Genomic DNA, 19042 nt, shown 5'->3' on the forward strand with positions numbered 1-19042 from the left:
TGATTGATTGGACCGGTTTTCAAAGAGATTTTTTGTTGTTTGTGGACCATTTTTAGATTAGCATATACATTTTATCTGTATTTTTTAATTCTTCCATAAATTCTCCTTTTTGTTTTTTGGATTTTTAAGCATCAAAAAAGGAAGTATCGGCTATTTGCTTTTACTTCCTCTTAGTGGTTTTATTTAGTTGTTTTACTGCGACAAACTCGGACTTACTTGTAATTGTTATTGTCACAGGAAATAATTTCAATTCCTGAACTACACTTCAAATCATACTCTTCTATATAATAGTATCGCTCATCTGTATAGGGATATTTTCTCAATGCATATGTTTTAAACAGTTTTAACTGAAATAATAAACATTGCCTTCTCCATCTATATTATCAAAATCTTTTTTATATTTTAACCCTAAGGATTCCGCAGTTTTTCTTGACGGGATATTGTCTTTTAGAGTTAATGCAACTATTTTGTATTTGTTGCTCAATTTCTCTGTTACATCACCAATAATTTTATTAGCTGCTTCTTTTACAAATCCTTTTCTCATTTTAGATGGAGAAATTCTGTAATATAGGTTTAAAAAAGTTTCTTTATCTATTTTAGTATATCTTAATCCACATAACCCAAAAACTTTATTATCACCTTTATCTACCAATGTATAATACCCAAAACCATGTTGATTATGGTGTTCTATTATAGAATTTAAAAATTGCATGAATTCTTCTTTACTTGGTTTTTTCCAACCCGGGTTGAAAACATTAGTTTCCGAGTCAGCATGCACTAAATATAGCTCATCAAAATCATCTATTGTTGGAATTCTTATTATTAAACGTTCTGTTTCCATTATTTCCTCCACAACTTCTAATTTGTCAATTTCTCGTCTATTTCATTATATCACTTTCCCCATATTTTGTCATTGAGTCAAGCTGAATATTCATTCTTAAACCACTATATTTTTGTTTAATCCACTGCAAAACGGTGGCAAGCGTTCTAAGGCTCTTTTTCTCTCTCGGCTTATCTTTGTACCTAAATCATATTTAGAAACAAAATAGAGTGCTTGCACCGTCTTTTAAGCCTATCTTAAAGATGATCTCCTATCATATATTCTTCAATCGTCGGAGCTTTGCTTCTATCATTTGTTTTCTTTCGCAATTCTTCCTCATCTTTCTCATACCAGTGAAGCAAGGTTGCATAATGGTCTTGATAGGTCTTACCACTGCTTTGCATATACCTTGATAGCTTTTCAACCATTGTGTTTGTGTGGCTTTTTAACTTTTCCTTTAACCTTTGATATTCTTCATCGCTAAGATTGACATTTTGAAATTCTCCGTATGTTTTTGAATTTTGGGGTGGGGAACTTTCCTCTTCTCCTCCTCTCCCCTTATCTATACTACCCTTATCTAACCTATCCTTACCTATCCTATCCTGTGTATCCAAATCGGATACATTTTGGATACAGATACGCTCCGTTTTCTCATAAACATTGCTATTACTGATGTTTAGATAGCTTTTTTCGTCTTTATAGATTGTCCCCTTGTACCTATCTTTCTGAATATAGTTGTTTCGTTTCCAATGGGTAATCACAATAATTCCGCTCTCAAACACAATCACAAAGCCTTTGGTAACTAATATCTTAAAATCATCTTCACTTGCTCCTATCATTCTCAGTATTGTTTTGGGATTGCCTACAAATCCATCATCATCGGCACTCATATTCAGGTGCATATAAAGTGCCTGTGAGGATAAAGGCATTTCTAAAAACATATCGCACCAGATAACGGACTTGGAAAACATTCGTCTTTCTGCCATTTTTCTTTCCTTTCTTTTCTTACGCAGAAGGGAGTAACAAATCATTACTCCCCTCATAGTCTTTAATGGAGTCGTGATTTACGACACCCTTCGTTTTTGTGCAAGTCCCTAAAACCGGGTATGCAAAACTTATGCACTGAAACAGTGCGTCAGCTTATAGGAGTGGACGATTTGTTCACCCCTTAGATATTATCCCATTTCGGGACTTCATCTTTCCTCATTCCTGTAATAGTCCTTGTTCTTTTCCTTTCGTTTTTCATAGGCTTCTTGTTGTTCCTGATACTTCTTAATCTGTGCAATCACACTCGGTTTTTCTCCTCTCTTGATTGCCTTATCAATCTCAATGGATAGGTCAATTCCATAATCCTCATTGACTGTCTTGACTGCATACTTGATATGGTTGATTTGCTCGTATTCGGCTTTTATTCTCTGAGATTGATAATTTAAGTTCTTTATCTCTTGTTCAAGCTTTTCGATCTCTTTCTTCCAACTCTTTGGCTTTAAGGCACTTTCTCCGCTTAGTTTTTCAATCCGTCCTTTTGCTCTTTGGTATTTGTCGATTTCCTCTTGATGGGCATTGTAGAAGCTATCTTTGAACAAAAAGGTTTTACTTTTCCACTCCTCATAAATCTTTCTGTTTGCTTTGATGATATCTGCATAGACAAGGCATTGATGAAGTGTTTCTATTCTTTGAGTTTTGGCTTTGATGTCCTGATAGATGTTCTTATTCTTGCCTTGTAGTTCGGTGATTTTCCCTTGCAAATCTGCAATGGTCTGCAATTTGTTATCGGATAGATATATCCTCGCTTTGGAAAATCGGTTAAGGTCTGCACTGATTTTTTTGTTGCTTGCATAGGGGTTTAACTTTCTCGCCTTTTCTCCCTGTAAATCATAATAAATACTGATGTACTCATAGAGATTAAAGAGTTCCGCTTTGTTCTCATATTCTTCTTTCTTCTCCTGTTTGTACTGCTCATATTTTTCAAATAAGACTTTGGTAAAATCATTCAGCCAAGAGGTGAGTTCAGCTATTCTTTCTCGGACTGCTTTCACAATGGAGTTATGCTTTTTGATTTCTCGGTTGATGTTTCCTTTCTCGGTTTCTACTCCTTTTCTCTCTAAGGCACTGGCACTTGCTCCTAAATGAATGGTCGGAATTTCTTCTTTTCCTTGTCTTTTGTAGGAGCGATGATCCACTCGTTTTTGTTCTCCGGCTTTTTCTAAATACTGATTACAAAGCGTGGCAAAATGCTCTCTCCATTTCTCCGCATTGTCTTTGTTGTTCCAATCGGTGAGGTCGATTTTCCTTGTTTTAGGTTTTCCGTTCTTACCTAAAATCTTGTTCCCCTGTTCATCAAGAAGATATTCTTTTTTGCTCTTTGCTCCCCAAGTGCCATCTTGATTTAAGGGGCGAACAGTTGTCATGATATGGGCGTGAATATTTCCGTTTCCCTCGTCTTTTTCTTGATGAATGGCAAGGTCTGCAATCATTCCTTTGGATACAAAATTCTCCTGTATAAACTCTCTGATGAGTTCCTTGTTTTCTTCTAAACTTAACTCTTTGGGTAAGGCAATAATAAAGTTTCTTGCAAGCTGTGCATTGATGGCTTTTTCATTTAACTCCACACTGTTCCATAAGGTGGAGCGGTCTAAAAATTCCTTCGGTGCATTTTCCGGCAAGAAAATTTCTTTATACTCCAACCCTTTTTTGTTGTGATAGTCGTGGGTTACTCCGTCCCATTCATTCATCAGTTTCTCACAAGAAATATAGGCAGCACTTGCGACTGCACTTTTTCCTTTTCCTCTTGAGATGATGGAAATATTAAAGTGAAAACTGTCTGCCACTCTTATCAACTCCTTTCGCTTTTTGATTGTCTTTGTTCTTTTCTTTTGTTGTTTTAGGTGTCGGTCTTAGCGGTTTTCTTCTCGGATAGTCCGTAAAGTGAATGACCGTTTTGAAACGGTACAATAGAAAAAGCCGACTATACTGCAACTGCTTTTGTTGTTTCAGTATGTCGGCTTGCCGAATGGTATCCGTTTCAAATTTTTAGGGTCAAGGGTGAGCGATAGCGAATGCACTGAGGCTGCCCCAGCCAATTATCTCCAACGAAAATTTATTTGAGTTGTTGAGATAATTAGGCGAGGGTATTACCCTTGACGATAAAAAAGGGAATGGGGGATATGCGATCATCTTCGCTACTCCTCTATTGCTCCCTGCAAGGGTAAATGCTCCGCAGGACGCAAGGACACCCTTTAGGGTGTATAATTGCGCACTTGTAAACAAGGGAGCTTTCCTCTGCTTATCCCTCGCTTTTCGTTTCTTCCGTTTTTACTTCTTCGCTCGTCGATTTTTCCATTGACTTTTTGCATAGTTCCGATACCTTTTCCATAAATCCGTTTAGGCTTTTGGCATAGATAAGTAGCTGAGAATAATCGTCCTTGTTAAAGGCTATACTCTCTTTGATTATGCTCTCAAAGACCGCCCCTTTTTCGTAAATTCTCTTATCTCTTTCTTTTCGTTTCTGCTCGCTTAGTTTTCGTTTTAAGACTTTCAGTTCATTGCTATTCTTCTGTGCCATTTCTTCTCGTCTTGCAATCTTTTCTTCAATGGATAACTTCGCTTTTTTCTTTGTTTCCACCATCTTGTTCTCCTTTCTTGGCATAAAAAAAGAGACAACATTTCTGCTATCTCTCATTTGTTTTAACTTACTTAATTTGCAAGAAGTTCTAATGCTTTTTCTTCACCATCTTCTATTGCAATCTCCACGCTCCTGACTGCAATGTCTAATAGTTTTTTCGATTTCTCCCTTAAACTTTTGCTCTCCATAACAAGTTCACTGATGTACCTCTGTTTATCCATATCAATGATTGGAATTTTGACTTTTTCAATCTCCGATTTTTTCCAATGGTTGATAATAGATCCGCCCGCATCTCTCTCGCCTTGCATTCTTACAATAAATGAATTTAAGACAAGAGTGAGATATTCCGGCATAATTTTCTTGTTATTTATACTTAGGTGCAGGATTGCAGATGAAGTAATAATATCTTCATCACTATCAACCTTGTATGCAATACCTACCGTACCATCTTTTGAAAGCAAGATCGTATCTTTTTTAGGTCTTATTGTATCCTTGAACCGTTTCGCAGAAAGATAAATCTTAGGATTTGTTATTCCAAATTTTGTGAAGTCTTGAACTCTAATAAAAGGAACTCCTTTTTCCTCATAATTATCACTCCCCGGCTCAACAGATTTTGCAATATCTACTAACTTACCCAAACAGAGGGACTCATTCTTCTCGATTTCCTCAAACAACCGATCATACTTTTCATCATAATGTTCACTATCTAATCGCCCCGTTTTAGCTAATGTATCGCTTAAATTTTTAATTGTGTAATTCTTCTGCTTTGACAACTCATCAAATAATCCAAGCTCCTCATACAATCTGAAGAGAGCAAGTCTTATAAAATAAGTCGCTCTTTCTTCATAATATTCTATTGTCTGTCTGTCTGTCTGTCTGTCTGTCTGTCTGTCTGTCTGTCTGTCTGTCTGTCTGTCTGTCTGTCTGTCTGTCTGTCTGTCTGTCTGTCTGTCTAAGAAATTGTGTGCTTCTGTTTCACTCTTGTCAATAGCTATCTCGACACTTTTTTTCGCATTTTCAAGTAAAGCTTTTGCATTTTCTTTATATTCCATACTCTGCTTGATATATTCGGATATTTCAATTTGAGCTTGTTCTTCAATGAGCGGAATAGGAAGTTTACAAAATTCTTCTTTAGATATATTGGTAAGTATCGTTCCTGAACAGCCTTTTTTCATCAACGCTAACATCACATTGGATTTGAACAATGTGAGCAAGGTTTCAGAATTAAGCCTACTCGAATTTACCACATAAAACCCTGTGGAACATAAGGCGTTATGATACTTTTTAGGAACTATCGCACAACTATCCAAAGAACCTTCTACTGATGAAATAATAACATCACCTTCTTCTACTTTTCTTCTCGCTCTTGTCGGTAACTCTTTGCCCAAACTAATGGTGCAATCATTTATTTCAGCAGTCATACCAATATTAGAAAGTTCGATATATCGATACTCTTCGTTATCATTTGGCATATAATTTTTGTCTTTTATAGTGCAACATTCCGACAATAGCTTGAAACCTCCGCCATAGCCCATAATTTTCTTTACATACTCATCGTATTTAGGTTGATAGTATTCGCTATCTAATCGTCCAGTCCTCAGAAAACTTTCTTTCAAGCTTTTAATCGCTATTTTTTCATTAGAGGGATTGAAATTTTCAAGTCCCAGCTCTGATATAAGCAAATTTTCAGCTCGTAAATATCTTAATTTTGCACTTTCTAAACAACCATCACTCTGAACAACCAATTCTTCAATTCTCTCTTGAAAATCCAAGGAAAGATTTGGGATTTTTAGCGTCCGTATTTTATACAAAAACAAATGTAATTGTACATTTCCTGTGCTCTCCCTTAGTGTTTGAAATTTTCCGTATTTAGACAAAAGGAAAGTACTTATAAACCTCGATCTAAACCGATTGTCATTCAAGCGGATTATCCCAGCATCTCTATCTGAATTTGCAGGCAATACAGATCGATTTACAACTGCACAATTTCCTATTGTCCCAACAGTCGAAATAATAATATCATTTTCTTTCAATGCAGTTCTTGGGTTTTGCTTATGTGCTTTTTCTGAAATATACACTCCTCTGGATAAATCAAAATAATTCTCTTTTGGTGTTGTTGCTGAAAAGAGATGAATTTTGCTTTTTTCACAATAATCAATTGATGTGTGAATTCCATCTGTTACATAAGCAAACTCTCCAATTGTAGAAAACCCTTTTTTTATCAAGACATTGTTTTTTTCAAGATTATCTTTTTTGTGATACTCAGCGTCCAACCTGAAATCTATGCTTTCATCGAACAATTCCTTATAAGGTATCACACTTATTTCCAGCCCGTTCAATAATCTTTCATATTTCTCTTTATCGAACGGGCTATTTAGAAAAAACTGAGGTTTTCCTTTTTGGCAAACTCTATAAAGGCTTCAGCTATTCCATCTTCCGTAACTCCATCGTGATTATATAGATCGTGTTTTACAATTAAATGACCGTGACTATCAAGAAGTGGCAGACCATCTTCGTCCTTAACAAAAACCTTATCTCCCGAATTATCCTTACTTGGTTCTTGCATAGTTGCAAAGAAAATTGGATAATCCTCTTTTTTAGGGCAAAGTTCATCGTCCCACTTCTGAACAAATAGAACTGAGGTTTTTGTGCCTGTATGTGGCTTGAATACATTTCCGTGAAGTCCAACCACCGCAAGAATTCTGGCGTGCTCTGAAATAAAATCTCTAATATATTTGTCTGATGAATTATTAAATCTACCTTGTGGGAGAACAATCGCCATTCTTCCACCGGGCTTTAGAAAATTGAGATTTCTCTCGATAAATAGAATATCTCTGCCAACTTTTGATTGATATTTCCCCTTCGCATTTTTTCCAAGTTCGTACTTAGAAATAATTCTCGACTCCTTGATTTCACCCGCAAATGGCGGATTAGCCATCAACACATCAAAATTAAAGCTATAATCACTATTCTTTGTTTCTCGTAGCTTTTTCAATTTCTTCCAACCGTTATTGTAGGTATCCGTCCAATCGTCTGTTTTTGTTGTTGTTTCCCATCTTTCATAATCCAAAGTATTCAGATGGAGTACATTTGTTTGACCGTCCCCGGCAATCAAATTAAGTGTTCTTGCAACTCTAACCGCCTTCTCATCAAAATCTATGGCAAATACTTTATCATTTACATAATCAGTACACTCTGCCGGTTTTTCTTGGCTTGTAAACAGGTGGCTTTGTTCCATACCCTTTTCTTTAAGGATCTCTTTCCATACATAAAAAATAGTATGCACTGGGAAACCGCAAGACCCACTCGCAGTGTCTATCATCGTTTCCGTTTTCTTCGGATTCAGCATTTTTACGCACATATCAATCACATATCTGGGTGTAAAATACTGACCTTTTTCTCCTTTTGATGATTTACTCATCAAATATTCAAAGGCATCATCAACAACATCAAGATTAGAATTAAAGAGCTTTACATCTTGCAAAGAAGATACACAAACTGAAAGGTGAGATGGAGTAAGGGTGATTTTTGCATCTTCACTAAATACTCCGTCCCATCTTTCTTTCGCTCTGTCAAATAGCCTTTGGACTTTTTCTTTCAATTCACTTTCAGTATCTCCATAGTTCCTAAATTCTAAGTGTCTTGTAGCATTCCTTCCACTTTCCATTTCATCAAAAAGTTTGGTGAAAATCAACTTAAAAACTTCCTCAAAAACATCTACGCCGGCATTTGCCAAAACCTCATCTTCCATTTCCAAGATGAGATCTTTCAAGCTTTTCTTTTCAGTAACAAGTTTATCTTTCTCTACTAAATCTTGTATTGTCCATCTTTCACTTAGAATGTCAGATAGCTTTTCTGTATAACTCGGTATATTCGGTAAGTCCTCAAAAAAGTTAGGATCTTTCCTGTGATAAAACGAAATTTGCCCACCATTCGTCCATACACCAATAGGGGCTCCGGTAGCATTACAATAACTTTTTAACTGCTCTTTTCCATCTTTAAGTTTTGGTTTCTTGAGTTCAACAATAATATATGGAACGGTCGTTTCCACTTTATCAAATATGACAATATCGGCTCTTTTCTTTTCTCTACCGAATGAAACACTATATTCAAGCTCCATCTTATCTTTAGGATACCCATAGGTGTTGGTTAGCTTAAAAATATAAAGCTGTCTTACCAATTCCTCATCAGTTAGCTTTATTTCCTTGTTCCTAACTTGACAATTAACATATAAAACATCTTCGCCTTTTTTATTCTTTTTGACAGTGATCAGCTTTTCTACCGCTTCTATCTCAATATCTGAAAATTGTTCTACTTGATAGTTTGAGTCTACAAGTAGTTTTGAAATTATCCTACTCATTATTCTTTTTCCTCCAACATTTATGTGAGATCATTTAAGTGTCTCGAATGCTATTTTAATCATTTTTGGGGTTATGCTTACTTTTATCTCTTTCATAAGCACCTATCACTTTTTCAAGTTCGGCTTGAAGTACCTCTTTGTTTGGAATATACAGTGTATATCTTGATGCAAAAATAGTGTTGGAAATTCCACCGAGTGCATATTCTGCCTGTATGTTTTCCTTGTCGGTACATAAAATAATGCCGATCGGCTCTGCGTCCATCTCGTCATTCACTTCTTCTCTGAAATAATTTAGATACATATTGAGTTGCCCCACCGCTTCAGGCATCAGTTTTCCCGTTTTCAATTCTATCAACACATAGCTTCGGAGTATTTTGTTATAAAACACCATATCCACATAATAATGTGTATTCCCCAAAGTCACCCTCTGCTGTGAACCGACATACATAAAGCCTTTCCCCAATTCCAACAAAAAATTTTCAATATGAGCGATTAAGGCTTTTTCTAAATCACTCTCCATTATCGGCTTTTCTTCAGGTATCCCCAAAAATTCAAACACATAGGGATCTTTGACAATATCCGAAGAACTCTGTATCTCGTTGCCTTTTAATGCCAATTCCAATACTTTTTCCTTGTTCTCTTTTCCGGCAGAAAGCAACAATCTCTCATACAAAGAGGTTGATATTTGTCGTTTGAGTTCTCTTACCGACCAATTAGAATTGACAGTTTCTTTTTCATAAAAACTACGCTTATTCTTATCACTAATAGACAATAACTCGCAGTAATGTGACCAACTCAATTTAACAGACAGTGTCTGTTGAATTTCATATTCTTGGTAAAATCTTCTCATAAATTGTAGATTGGAAACTGAAAATCCACGCCCAAATTCTTTAGTCAGCATCTTAGATAAACCTTTCAGTAAAGCTCTTCCATATTCTGCCCTTTCAGAATGATTTTGCTCATTCGTAACGATCCTCTTGCCAATCTCCCAATAAGTTTGGAGTAATGTCGAATTTATTTCCGTTACAATGTGGTTTCTTGAATGAATGACTAAGGTCTTTATTTCATCATAAAGTCCATTCATTGCATTTTCATCTTTTAACTTAATTTCGCTCATCTTCTTCCTTTCCATAATCATCATCAAAGCTAATCACATCGTTAGGAGTGCATTCAAGTGCCTTGCATATTCTCTCAAGGTTTTTGAATGTAATAGGCTTATTCTTTCCCATCTGTGCCATAACATTCGTGGTAAGTCCCGCCATTCTGATGACATCGACTTTCATCAAATCCTTTTTTATAAGCTGTATCCATAACGGTTTATAATTAAGTGCCATAGTTCATTCTCCTATCTGCATAAACTTTATCAATTATAACATATACATTGAATAAACTCAATCTAATGTTTCTCGAACTCAGTTTTGCAAACCTTGTTTCACTTGTTATTCCGTCTTTATTTTGCCATTAAGTGTTTGACACCCTGTGACTTCGCTCCCGGGTTGTCGTTTCCGTACCCCTCCATGAGGTTAATCACGCCCCACGCACCAAGACCTGCACCTACCGCCGTTACCAAAACTTTTAGTACATCTACTGCCTGTGTAAAAAATTCCATATTAGTTTTCCTCCTTGTTATCTTCATTCTTATTCTTGTTTTCAATTTTGTTCAGAGATTTTACGATGAAGTTCTTAAAGATCTTATCTCCCTTAGCTCTTTCCTTGAAGTAGCCGAACACATGGATCAAGTCGCCTTTCTTAAAACCCCTTGCCATCTCACTTTTTTCGCCATACACCGAGCATTTTGTGTATTCCTTACCGCCTCCGTACTTCTTCACCAAAGTGAAGTTTGCAACCTTTACCTCTTCGCCGTCTTTTTCAAACGACCTAAACACCGGTTCTTCCACAAGACTGGCATTGATGTTAATCATTTTTTCTTTGTCCATTTCCTTGTCCTTTCGTATTCCCCGTAAAAAAATAGACGATAGGATTTCTCTCTATCGCCTAAACTACTTGCCTATTCTGATTATTTCCACCGATATAGTTGGGGATCTGTTCCTTATTCTCATAGCTTCCTCCTTATTTTTAAGCATCAAAAAAGGAAGTAACGACTATTTGCTTTTACTTCCTCTTAGTGGTTTTATTTAATTGTTTTAGTTCGACAAACTGGGATTTACCTATAATGATTATTATCACAGTAAATGATTCCAATTTCCAAACTACACTTCAAATCATAGCTCTTTTGTATAATAGTATCGCTCACCCGTATAAGGATAGTTTTTCAATGCAAATACTTCTTTATAACCATGCTTTTCATAAAATTTCGGTGCTTGAAAATTAAAAGTGTCCACGAATGAATACTTACACTTTCTCTCTTTCGCCTCTTTTTCCGCCATTTTCAAGATTTTTGAGCCGAGCCCTTGTCCCCGTAAATCATCCCTGACATACAAATACTCAATCTCAAGCCAATTTCCAAAAGTCTCCGCTACCATGCCGGCCATTAAGTTGCCTTGTTCATCTTCCGCATAGATGTTAAGAGGTTCACTTTTAGATTGTTCTCTCTTAGATCTATTGTATTCTCTGATTAAATTTGCCAATTCTTGCGTTTTTTCCGATTCCATATTTTCTAATTTCAATATCATATTTCCCTCTATAATTTTATTATTTTTTAGCTTTCCTATATTCCGATTCATTATATTCTAATTTATCAATTTCTTATCCATCCCATTTTATCACTTTTCCCATATTTTGTCATTTAATCAAGTGGATTATTCATTCTTGTAACCACCGTATTCTTTCTTAATTTTGCTTTTTCTCTTGTGGCAAGATACTTCTGAATATCAAAGAAATTTCTCTTGTCGTAGTCTTCTAAGAGTTTATAATTTTTATGCTTTGTGATGTCGAATTTATCCAACAAAAAAGGTCTGACACCACGAAGCTGAAAGATACATTTACTACCGTCCATCACCGTAATCTCGTCTTGGCTCATCAGCTCTTTTCCGGTCTTTTGGTAATTCAGCCCGAAACTCTTTTGATTGCTCCTTGTTTCCGAAGTGTTATAAAGGTCGATGGTTTCTTTTCCAAGTGTTTCAGAAAGCTCTTTTAATGTTGTTTTCTCTTTCCCTCCTAAAAACAAGGTACTATCACAGTTACCGACAATGGTATCTGCATGATCCTTGTAAATTGCCTTTAGCTGAGATTGTGCTTGCAAGATAATGCTCGCCGAAATCTCTCTACTTCTGATAGTTGCAATCAGCTTCTCAAACTTTGGAATCAAACCGATATTTGCAAACTCATCCAAAAGACACCTTACATGAACAGGTAATCTTCCGCCGTAAACATCATCCGCCTTATCACAGAGCAGATTAAATAACTGTGAGTACATAATCGAAACAACAAAGTTAAAAGTATCATCGGTATCGGAGATAATAACAAAGAGGGCAGTCTTTCGATCTCCCAGTGTATCCAGTTCCAGTTCATCTTCACTCATCAAATCCCTAAGTTCCTGAATATCAAAGGGAGCAAGCCTTGCACCACAACTTATAAGAATCGATTTGGCAGTTTTGCCGGCGGCTAATTTGTACTTTTTATATTGCTTCACGGCAAAATGTGCCGGTTCTCGTTTTTCCAACGCTTCAAAGAGCCTGTCGATCGGATTCATGTATGTTTCATCATCTTCCCTGACCTCGGAAGCATCAATCATATCAAGAAGCGTCTTAAAATTCTTTTCTTCTCTTGGAGCTTCATAGAAGATATATCCGATAAGGGCTGTATAGTAGAGTTTCTCGGCTTTGACCCAGAAATCTTCACCTTTAGTGTTCGCAATGATGGTTTGCACTAATTTCAAAATGTCTTTCTCTGAACGGATATAGGCAAATGGATTATATTTCATACTCTTTTTGAAGTTAATGGTATTTAAGATTTTTATCTCATAGCCATTATCTTCAAGCATCTTGCCACACTCCAAGACGATCGTTCCCTTCGGATCGGTTACGCAATATGACGAGTGCATTTGCATTAAGTTCGGTTTTACATAAAACCTCGTCTTACCGGAGCCTGACCCACCGATAACAAGAACATTTTTATTTCTTGCGTGTTTCGGATTCTTCGGTCGTCCATTCATCGTGAGCCTTTCTGTCTGTGTCAGAAGAATGTTATTCTCCATCTTTTCATCGATATACGGCTCTATATCTTTAGAATTTCCCCAACCTGCTTTTTACTATCTGTGGTAAAATATTTCTATCTGTAAGAGTTTTTACAGCACATCAAGGCTCTTTCCTCAAAAGTAGTAAATTGGTAGTAAATTCAACTTGTACTCTTGCAAATATCCTTGTATTTCAAAGGGGTTGAGGGTTAGTTATTAAAGTTTCAGTATAAATAGCAATAGTCCTTCACTATTGTTTCTCCTATTCTTCCTCTACATAATATTGATTCTTGATATAGTTGAGGAACTCCTTAATATAAGAGGGCATATTCATCTTATGATTCCACACCAAATAAAGGTAACGATATCTGCGCTCCACTTCCCCCAGAGGAATCTCTACAAGTTTTCTCTCTTCCACCAAGCCCTTTACCGCCACTTTGGAAAGAAAGGAGACTCCTACTCCTTCGACTACAAGTTGCTTCATTACTTCGACATCGTTGATCGATGCTACTATATTGATATCCTGAATCTGCACCCCGGCGGACTTCATGATCATCTCCATATGCTTCTTCACTCCGGAACCGCTCTCTCTTATAATAAAAGGCTCTTTTGCCAGAGTCTGGATCGAAGGATTGCTTTTTTTGAGATGCCGATAGTAGTCCGTGTTCGGCGCCACAAAGACGAACTCGTCCTTGTAGATGGGAAAGAAACAACAATTCTCCTCCTCGGTCTTCATCCCTACAATCCCGATATCCACCCTCTTATCCGCAATGGATTCAATGGTATCGAGGCTGTTTTTTTCCTCGACTTTTATCGAAATATCGGGATTTTTTTTATAAAAATCTCCCATGAGCCGCGGAAGAAGGTAGGTCGCCGATATCGTCGAGACCCCTACCACAACTTCTTTCCGCCTCAGCCTTATAAAGTATTCCATCATTTGATTTTTCTTCGAGATAAGCTCCTTTGCTTCCTTATACAGGAGCAGAGCCTCATCGGTGATCTTCATGTCCCTCGTCGAACGCACAAACAGGACTGTATCGAGTTCTTCTTCCAAGTTTTTGATGTGGATGCTCACCGTAGGCTGTGAAAGGTTTAGTGCCTTTGCCGCCTTGGAGAAGCTCCTGAGTTCAACCAGAGCAACAAAAACTTCCAATTCTTTAAATTCCATTCTATCCTTCTCCTCTCCGGTCTCTGAACTCCATAGAGATCCAAAACCCTATCTTCTCCCAAAGACCTTCTTATATTGCCACTTATACTAAAACCTGAGGAACCACCGAACAAAGGCAAACTTCCCGATCTTCCCTTGAGTTTATACAATGCAAAAGTTTTTCATATCAACACCTTCAAGAATGTTATCCTTCATATTAAAATCGATTTTACGCTGATCTTTTGAGTTGTGCGGTATTTCCCCAATTAAGCTGTCAGGTTTATGGGGTATATAAATGTGAATCATAGTTTGTAGTAAATCAAAGTGAAAAACGATAACTGCACTCCGGGGAGCAAGTACGGATCTCCATCGTCTTGAAAAAACGGACAGTGCAAACCCAAAGGGCAACCTCGGCTCAATACACCATCTTCAAGCTGCTTCCGCTGTCTTTTTTGTAGTCGACCAGGATCTTATTGGGGATGTCCTGTTTGAGTTCTTCGACGTGGGAGATAATTCCGATCAATCGATGTTTTCCCGTCAGTTCCAAAAGGCAGTCGATGGCATTTTGCAGTTTGTCCCTGTCGAGGGTACCGAAACCTTCGTCGATAAAGAGGGTGTGCACTTCGATCTGTCCCGTTGCACTCATCATGGCATCCGACAGCCCCAGAGCCAAAGACAGGGAAGCGAGAAAGCCTTCTCCTCCGGAGAGGGTCGCTGTATTTCTCTTCTTTCCTACGTTGGCATCGAGGATCTCCAGTTCCAGACCTTTGTTCCTCCTGTTTCCCTTGAAGTTGTCTTCCTTACGGTATAGGGTGTACTGCCCGTCCGTCATCTGATACAGTCTTCGGTTGGCATGGGCGAGTACCTCTTCGAAGTAGTACATCAGGACGTAGGTCTCCAGTGTCGCCTTGACGGCATTTTCTCCGCTGCACAGCCTATTCAGGGTCGCAAGCCTTCTTCGCACTTCTCCTTCCCGTCCCTGTTCTTCGATCACTGCCTTCATCACCTCCACGACCTTGGAGAGGTTCTCCCTCTTTGCCGAAAGGCCCTTGAGTTCTTCCCTGAGAAGACCGAGCTGTTGATCCGTTGTTTTCTTTTCTTCTTCCAGGGCATTCACATCCGCCTTCTCTTTGCTCTCAAGCTGAGCGGAGAGGGTTTGGAGCTTGGCGGAGAGTTCCTGTTTTAACTTTTCATACCCCTGAATAAGGCTCTCATCTTCTTCCATCTCCTCTTCACTCATAAGACTCTGTCTGTATTCTTCCGGAGAAGAGAAGATCTCCGCAACGTCCTTCTCCCACTTGGAGAGGCTCTGATGATACCTCAGTTCCTCCTCGACCTTCTTCTCCGAGAGGGAGCTGAGTTGTCCGCTGATCAAATGGAGTTTGTCACTGACTAACTGATAGTCCTTCTTTATTTGAGCGATCCTTGCCTTGTTGGAAGAACGAAGATCCTGCAGCTTCGCAAGTTCTCTTCTTCGAAGTTCGCCTTCGCTGACATCGTAGGTCTCAAGGCGAAGTTCTCCCATGATCCTCGCGATTTCGACTTGGCAGACAGTTTCCTTCTCCGCGTAGAGAAGAAGGTCCTTCTCCGCCTTCGTCTTCTTTTCAAGGAGTTCCTCTCTTTGCTTTGAGAGTTCTTCTTCCTTCTTCGCTTCATCACCCAGGATCTCCAGTTCCCTTCTTCCCTGCGCAAGGCTCTCTTCCTGACCTTTCAATTTCTTCTTCAGCTCCGAACCCGCCTGCTTGGACTCTTCCACCAAGAGGGCGACTTCCTCCTCATCGACGGACAGAAGATCGGTCAGGCTCTTGAGCCTTCGGGAGAGAGCACCCGCTTCTCCGTTTCCAAGCCTTCCAACCTCTTCGCGGAGTTCTTCGTTCAAATTTCCAATGTTCGCTCTATGCCCGACTTCCTTCTGCTGTGTCTGTACAAGTTTCTTTCTAAGCTCCGTGATCGCCTTTCTCTCTTCTTCCAGTTCCTGCTTTCCTACGACTTCTCCCGCCTCCAGGACCTTGGGATGGTGGAGAGAACCGCAGAGCGGGCAGGCCTCACCTTCTTTGAGGGTTTCGGCATAGACCAGAAGAAGTTGCTTTTCGAAGTTCTCCGTCTTGATATGGAGCTCTTCCTCCCTTTGTTTCAACTCGGCTTCCAGTTTCGGGACCTCCTGCGTAAGACTATGCAGACCCTGTTTTTCCTTCAGGGTGGAGTTCAGATGCTTATAGATCTTTCGAAGTACCTCAAGACCCGAGGTACTCGTATTACAAGTTCTCTCCAATTCGATCAATTCCGTAGTTTTGGCATGGATCCGTTTCAGTGGCGAGGACAGGGCTGCAATCTCTTCTTCCAACTTCGAAAGCTCGGTTCCGAGTCGCTGAACGACCCCTTCGCCCCCCTTCTTCTTTTTACGGTAAAGAGCTTCCTCCTTCAATTTTTCTTCCAGCCTTGCAAGTTCTTCGATTTCTTTCTTTAGAGCCTCGATCTGATGAAGGAGGTTTTCGGTCTCTTCCTCCAAGCTCTCGATCCCGTCGTAGTCCTTTTGGACCTCCTTCTTCTTCTCGGCAAGCTCTCCCTCGGTCGTCTTGAGGAGTGCAAGGTCCGAGTCGGTCTTTTGCAAGACCTCCTTCTGTCTCCGGACCTCCTGTTCTCCCAGAAGGAGGATGGACGAACGCCTTGCGGTGTCGAGCCTCTTGCGAAGTGTTGCGATCTTCTCTTCATGCTCGCACAACTCGCTGAGCTCCTTTCTTGCGGCCTCATAGTCCTCAAGTTTCTCATTGTGTTCTTGTGCACGATGGATGGAAACGGCCTGTTGTTCGGACCTCTTCTCTTCCTCCTTCTCTTTCTTTTGCCCCTTCCTCAGCTGCCTGTCGAGATCTTCCCTCTCCTCCTCCAACCTGTCAGAAACTTCGGCGTAGAACTGAGGGGGCAGGCGGTCGTCCTTCCTGTAGTCTCGGATCTTCTCCAAGGTCTCCTCTTCCAAGGTCGATACGGCGAGGTCCACACGTTGCTCTAGAATCTCGAACTTCTTTTGAACCAGGCTGTAACGCCTTTTGATCTCTTCCGAAAACCTCTGATACCTTGAAGTGTCAAAGATCTTGCGCAGGATCTCCTCCTTTTCGTTGGAAGCTGCCGTCAAAAACTTCCGAAACTCCCCTTGGGGCAGTAAGACGATCTTTGTAAACTGTTCCCAAGTCAAACCCGTAAGTTCGACAATCTTCTCATCCGCCTCCCTCTTGGCGGTGATGACCTTGTCTTCGTAATAGAGCTCGACCTCTTCGGATACCGCAGCCACGCTCCCTCTCTTCTTCTTGATGACCTGTCTGGGATAACGCACGATGCGGATCTTCTGCATATTGACCTCGAACTCCAACTCCACATAAGTCTTAGGGTCTTCCGGCGAAAGGTACTGGGAGCGCAGTTCTTCTCCGTCTCCCCTATCCTGACTGCTGATCTTGCCGTAGAGGGCGAAGCAGATCGCGTCGAAGATCGTCGTCTTGCCCGCTCCCGTAGGCCCGGAGATGATAAACAACGAGCCCTGCTCAAAGTTTCTAAAGTCGACGACCTCCCTTCCCTTGTAGGTAATAAATCCGTTCATCGTCAGTACGATCGGTTTCATCTGCTCTCTCCTCCTATCGCTTCCACCACTTCCCGAACAAGGTCTCGGGTAAGCTCGTCCATCGGTTCTTCGTAATTCTGTTCGTAGAACAGGCTCGCCATCTCAAGGACGGTCTTCTCCCTCTCTCCCCTGTGCGAAAAAAACTTCTTCGCCTCCCTCTCGCGAAACTCATACCTCAACTCCATCGCGTAGGGATAGTATGATTTCAACACGCTCATTGCATTGTGGATCAGCTCTTCATCCTCGAGGATGAATCGAACATAGTCCTCCTTGTGCACATCCGTTGTCGCGGCCTGCAGGACTTCTTCAAACCTCCCTCTTATCGTCCTCATATTTCTAAGAGGAAACACTTCCTCCTCTATGATACTGACATTTCCCTCCGCATCAAGGTCGACGAGGAGGACGGACTTGGTGTGTGTTTCTTCGGAGAACGAGTATTTGAGGAGGGTTCCGCAGTATCGGATCTTGGGCAACAGACACTTCTGCCTTCGATGAAGGTGCCCCAGAGCGGTGTAGTTGAACTTGGAGAAATAGCTTGCCTTCACAAAGTCCTTTCCGCCTATGCTGAGCGGTTTTTGGGAGTCGATCTTCTCCTCCTCGTCCGTCTCTTGTGATACGGCATAGCAATGTGCCAGGGCGACGCTCCTTACCGCGTCGCGAAGTTCTATCCTCTCCACCGTCTCTTGCATCGCCTCATCGAAACTCCGGATACTGTCCTCCTCCAAGGTCAGCCTCACCTCGGCGACATCGGCAAAGGCGATCGGATAGAAGTCTACCTCCCCGAACTCGTCCTTGAGGGTGATCCTCCTCGTGTCCTTCTTGAATGTTCCCTCCATATAGTAGGACATCGCCTCGGTAAGTGCACTTCCCGCCTCCAGACGTTCGCCCGAATCGTGGTTGCCCGATATGGCGATAACGCTGAGCCCCCTTTTGAGGATGAGCTCCGCCAAAAAATCGTTGTAGAGCGTCAGCGCCTCCTTGGGCGCAATGCTCCTGTCGTAGATATCCCCTGCTATAAGGACGACATCCGCCCCCTGCCGATCGACGATGTCGAGCACCTGAGCCAAGATATGACGCTGGTCCTCAAGCATGGAATAGCCGTTGAGTATCTTGCCTATATGTAAATCTGCCAAATGAAGTAATCTCATATTCTTCCTCCGTGTTTGAATTGAAAAATTCAGCGATGATGTATACTGTTATACGCCGGTTCATTGATATCCATTGCTTTCTTTCCATAAGCCCGGGAACAGCCTCCAGTGTTGCAGAGATGAATGTTTCGGCAAACACCGAACAATGTCAAATCTCCAGATTATGCCTTCCTGAAATTGCAGCCCTGATTCCAAAT

The 19042-nt window shown here is 40.2% G+C and carries 13 protein-coding genes and 2 pseudogenes; all 15 read right to left on the reverse strand.

The annotated features are described in order from the left end of the window. Positions 1–343 precede the first annotated feature (343 nt). The 15 genes and pseudogenes from ACFO4R_RS09870 to ACFO4R_RS09940 all read right to left on the reverse strand — a co-directional run bounded on the left by ACFO4R_RS09870 (position 344) and on the right by ACFO4R_RS09940 (position 18845). A complete protein-coding gene (locus tag ACFO4R_RS09870) occupies positions 344–841 on the reverse strand; it encodes a GNAT family N-acetyltransferase (RefSeq protein ID WP_379788948.1) in 498 nt (165 codons plus the stop codon). Between the two features lie 236 nt (positions 842–1077). Further along, positions 1078–1806, reverse strand: coding sequence for a replisome organizer (locus ACFO4R_RS09875; RefSeq protein WP_379788949.1), 729 nt, complete (start codon positions 1804–1806; stop codon positions 1078–1080). Between the two features lie 207 nt (positions 1807–2013). Then, positions 2014–3651, reverse strand: coding sequence for a MobQ family relaxase (gene mobQ / locus ACFO4R_RS09880; RefSeq protein WP_379788950.1), 1638 nt, complete (start codon positions 3649–3651; stop codon positions 2014–2016). A gap of 455 nt (positions 3652–4106) precedes the next feature. Next, entirely contained in the window at positions 4107–4448 is a 342-nt protein-coding gene (locus ACFO4R_RS09885; protein ID WP_379788951.1) for a hypothetical protein, read from the reverse strand. A gap of 68 nt (positions 4449–4516) precedes the next feature. Next, positions 4517–6784: a restriction endonuclease subunit S gene (locus ACFO4R_RS09890; RefSeq protein WP_379788952.1), complete on the reverse strand. Its 2268-nt coding sequence runs from the start codon at positions 6782–6784 to the stop codon at positions 4517–4519. 35 nt (positions 6785–6819) lie between these two features. Beyond that, the gene (locus tag ACFO4R_RS09895) at positions 6820–8805 is read right to left on the reverse strand and encodes an N-6 DNA methylase (protein ID WP_379788953.1); all 1986 of its coding nucleotides are present in this window, start codon (positions 8803–8805) and stop codon (positions 6820–6822) included. Positions 8806–8860: 55 nt separating this feature from the next. After that, positions 8861–9922 carry a PDDEXK nuclease domain-containing protein gene (locus tag ACFO4R_RS09900; RefSeq protein ID WP_379788954.1) on the reverse strand — a complete coding sequence of 354 codons (1062 nt, stop codon included), beginning with the start codon at positions 9920–9922 and terminating at the stop codon, positions 8861–8863. Then, complete coding sequence (locus ACFO4R_RS09905) at positions 9909–10139, reverse strand: helix-turn-helix domain-containing protein (RefSeq protein ID WP_379788955.1); 231 nt, start codon at positions 10137–10139, stop codon at positions 9909–9911. Before ACFO4R_RS09905 ends, ACFO4R_RS09900 begins: the two co-directional genes overlap by 14 nt. A gap of 122 nt (positions 10140–10261) precedes the next feature. Then, positions 10262–10414 (reverse strand): annotated as a pseudogene (locus tag ACFO4R_RS09910) (Maff2 family mobile element protein); the annotation flags it as partial. A 1-nt stretch (position 10415) separates the two neighbouring features. Next, positions 10416–10742, reverse strand: a complete 327-nt coding sequence (locus ACFO4R_RS09915) for a single-stranded DNA-binding protein (RefSeq protein WP_379788956.1) — start codon at positions 10740–10742, stop codon at positions 10416–10418. Positions 10743–11027: 285 nt separating this feature from the next. After that, positions 11028–11438 carry a GNAT family N-acetyltransferase gene (locus tag ACFO4R_RS09920; RefSeq protein ID WP_379788957.1) on the reverse strand — a complete coding sequence of 137 codons (411 nt, stop codon included), beginning with the start codon at positions 11436–11438 and terminating at the stop codon, positions 11028–11030. A gap of 113 nt (positions 11439–11551) precedes the next feature. Beyond that, a pseudogene (locus ACFO4R_RS09925) lies at positions 11552–13009 on the reverse strand (VirD4-like conjugal transfer protein, CD1115 family); the annotation flags it as partial. A 193-nt stretch (positions 13010–13202) separates the two neighbouring features. Then, positions 13203–14108 (reverse strand): selenium metabolism-associated LysR family transcriptional regulator, encoded by a 906-nt coding sequence (locus ACFO4R_RS09930; RefSeq protein ID WP_379788958.1) that lies wholly within the window; start codon positions 14106–14108, stop codon positions 13203–13205. A 394-nt stretch (positions 14109–14502) separates the two neighbouring features. Further along, positions 14503–17697, reverse strand: a complete 3195-nt coding sequence (locus ACFO4R_RS09935) for an AAA family ATPase (protein ID WP_379788959.1) — start codon at positions 17695–17697, stop codon at positions 14503–14505. After that, positions 17694–18845, reverse strand: coding sequence for an exonuclease SbcCD subunit D (locus ACFO4R_RS09940; protein WP_379788960.1), 1152 nt, complete (start codon positions 18843–18845; stop codon positions 17694–17696). Before ACFO4R_RS09940 ends, ACFO4R_RS09935 begins: the two co-directional genes overlap by 4 nt. Positions 18846–19042 lie beyond the last annotated feature (197 nt).

Source organism: Filifactor villosus, from assembly GCF_042652965.1.
GTDB lineage: Bacteria > Bacillota > Clostridia > Peptostreptococcales > Filifactoraceae > Filifactor > Filifactor villosus.

Bases quoted from the DNA above. Each gene is read 5' to 3' on its own strand.
- ACFO4R_RS09935 (WP_379788959.1), bottom strand. From the start codon at position 17,697: ATGAAACCGATCGTACTGACGATGAACGGATTTATTACCTACAAGGGA.
- ACFO4R_RS09940 (WP_379788960.1), bottom strand. From the start codon at position 18,845: ATGAGATTACTTCATTTGGCAGATTTACATATAGGCAAGATACTCAAC.
- ACFO4R_RS09915 (WP_379788956.1), bottom strand. From the start codon at position 10,742: ATGGACAAAGAAAAAATGATTAACATCAATGCCAGTCTTGTGGAAGAA.
- ACFO4R_RS09870 (WP_379788948.1), bottom strand. From the start codon at position 841: ATGGAAACAGAACGTTTAATAATAAGAATTCCAACAATAGATGATTTT.
- ACFO4R_RS09900 (WP_379788954.1), bottom strand. From the start codon at position 9,922: ATGAGCGAAATTAAGTTAAAAGATGAAAATGCAATGAATGGACTTTAT.
- ACFO4R_RS09930 (WP_379788958.1), bottom strand. From the start codon at position 14,108: ATGGAATTTAAAGAATTGGAAGTTTTTGTTGCTCTGGTTGAACTCAGG.
- ACFO4R_RS09920 (WP_379788957.1), bottom strand. From the start codon at position 11,438: ATGATATTGAAATTAGAAAATATGGAATCGGAAAAAACGCAAGAATTG.
- ACFO4R_RS09875 (WP_379788949.1), bottom strand. From the start codon at position 1,806: ATGGCAGAAAGACGAATGTTTTCCAAGTCCGTTATCTGGTGCGATATG.
- ACFO4R_RS09895 (WP_379788953.1), bottom strand. From the start codon at position 8,805: ATGAGTAGGATAATTTCAAAACTACTTGTAGACTCAAACTATCAAGTA.
- ACFO4R_RS09885 (WP_379788951.1), bottom strand. From the start codon at position 4,448: ATGGTGGAAACAAAGAAAAAAGCGAAGTTATCCATTGAAGAAAAGATT.
- ACFO4R_RS09905 (WP_379788955.1), bottom strand. From the start codon at position 10,139: ATGGCACTTAATTATAAACCGTTATGGATACAGCTTATAAAAAAGGAT.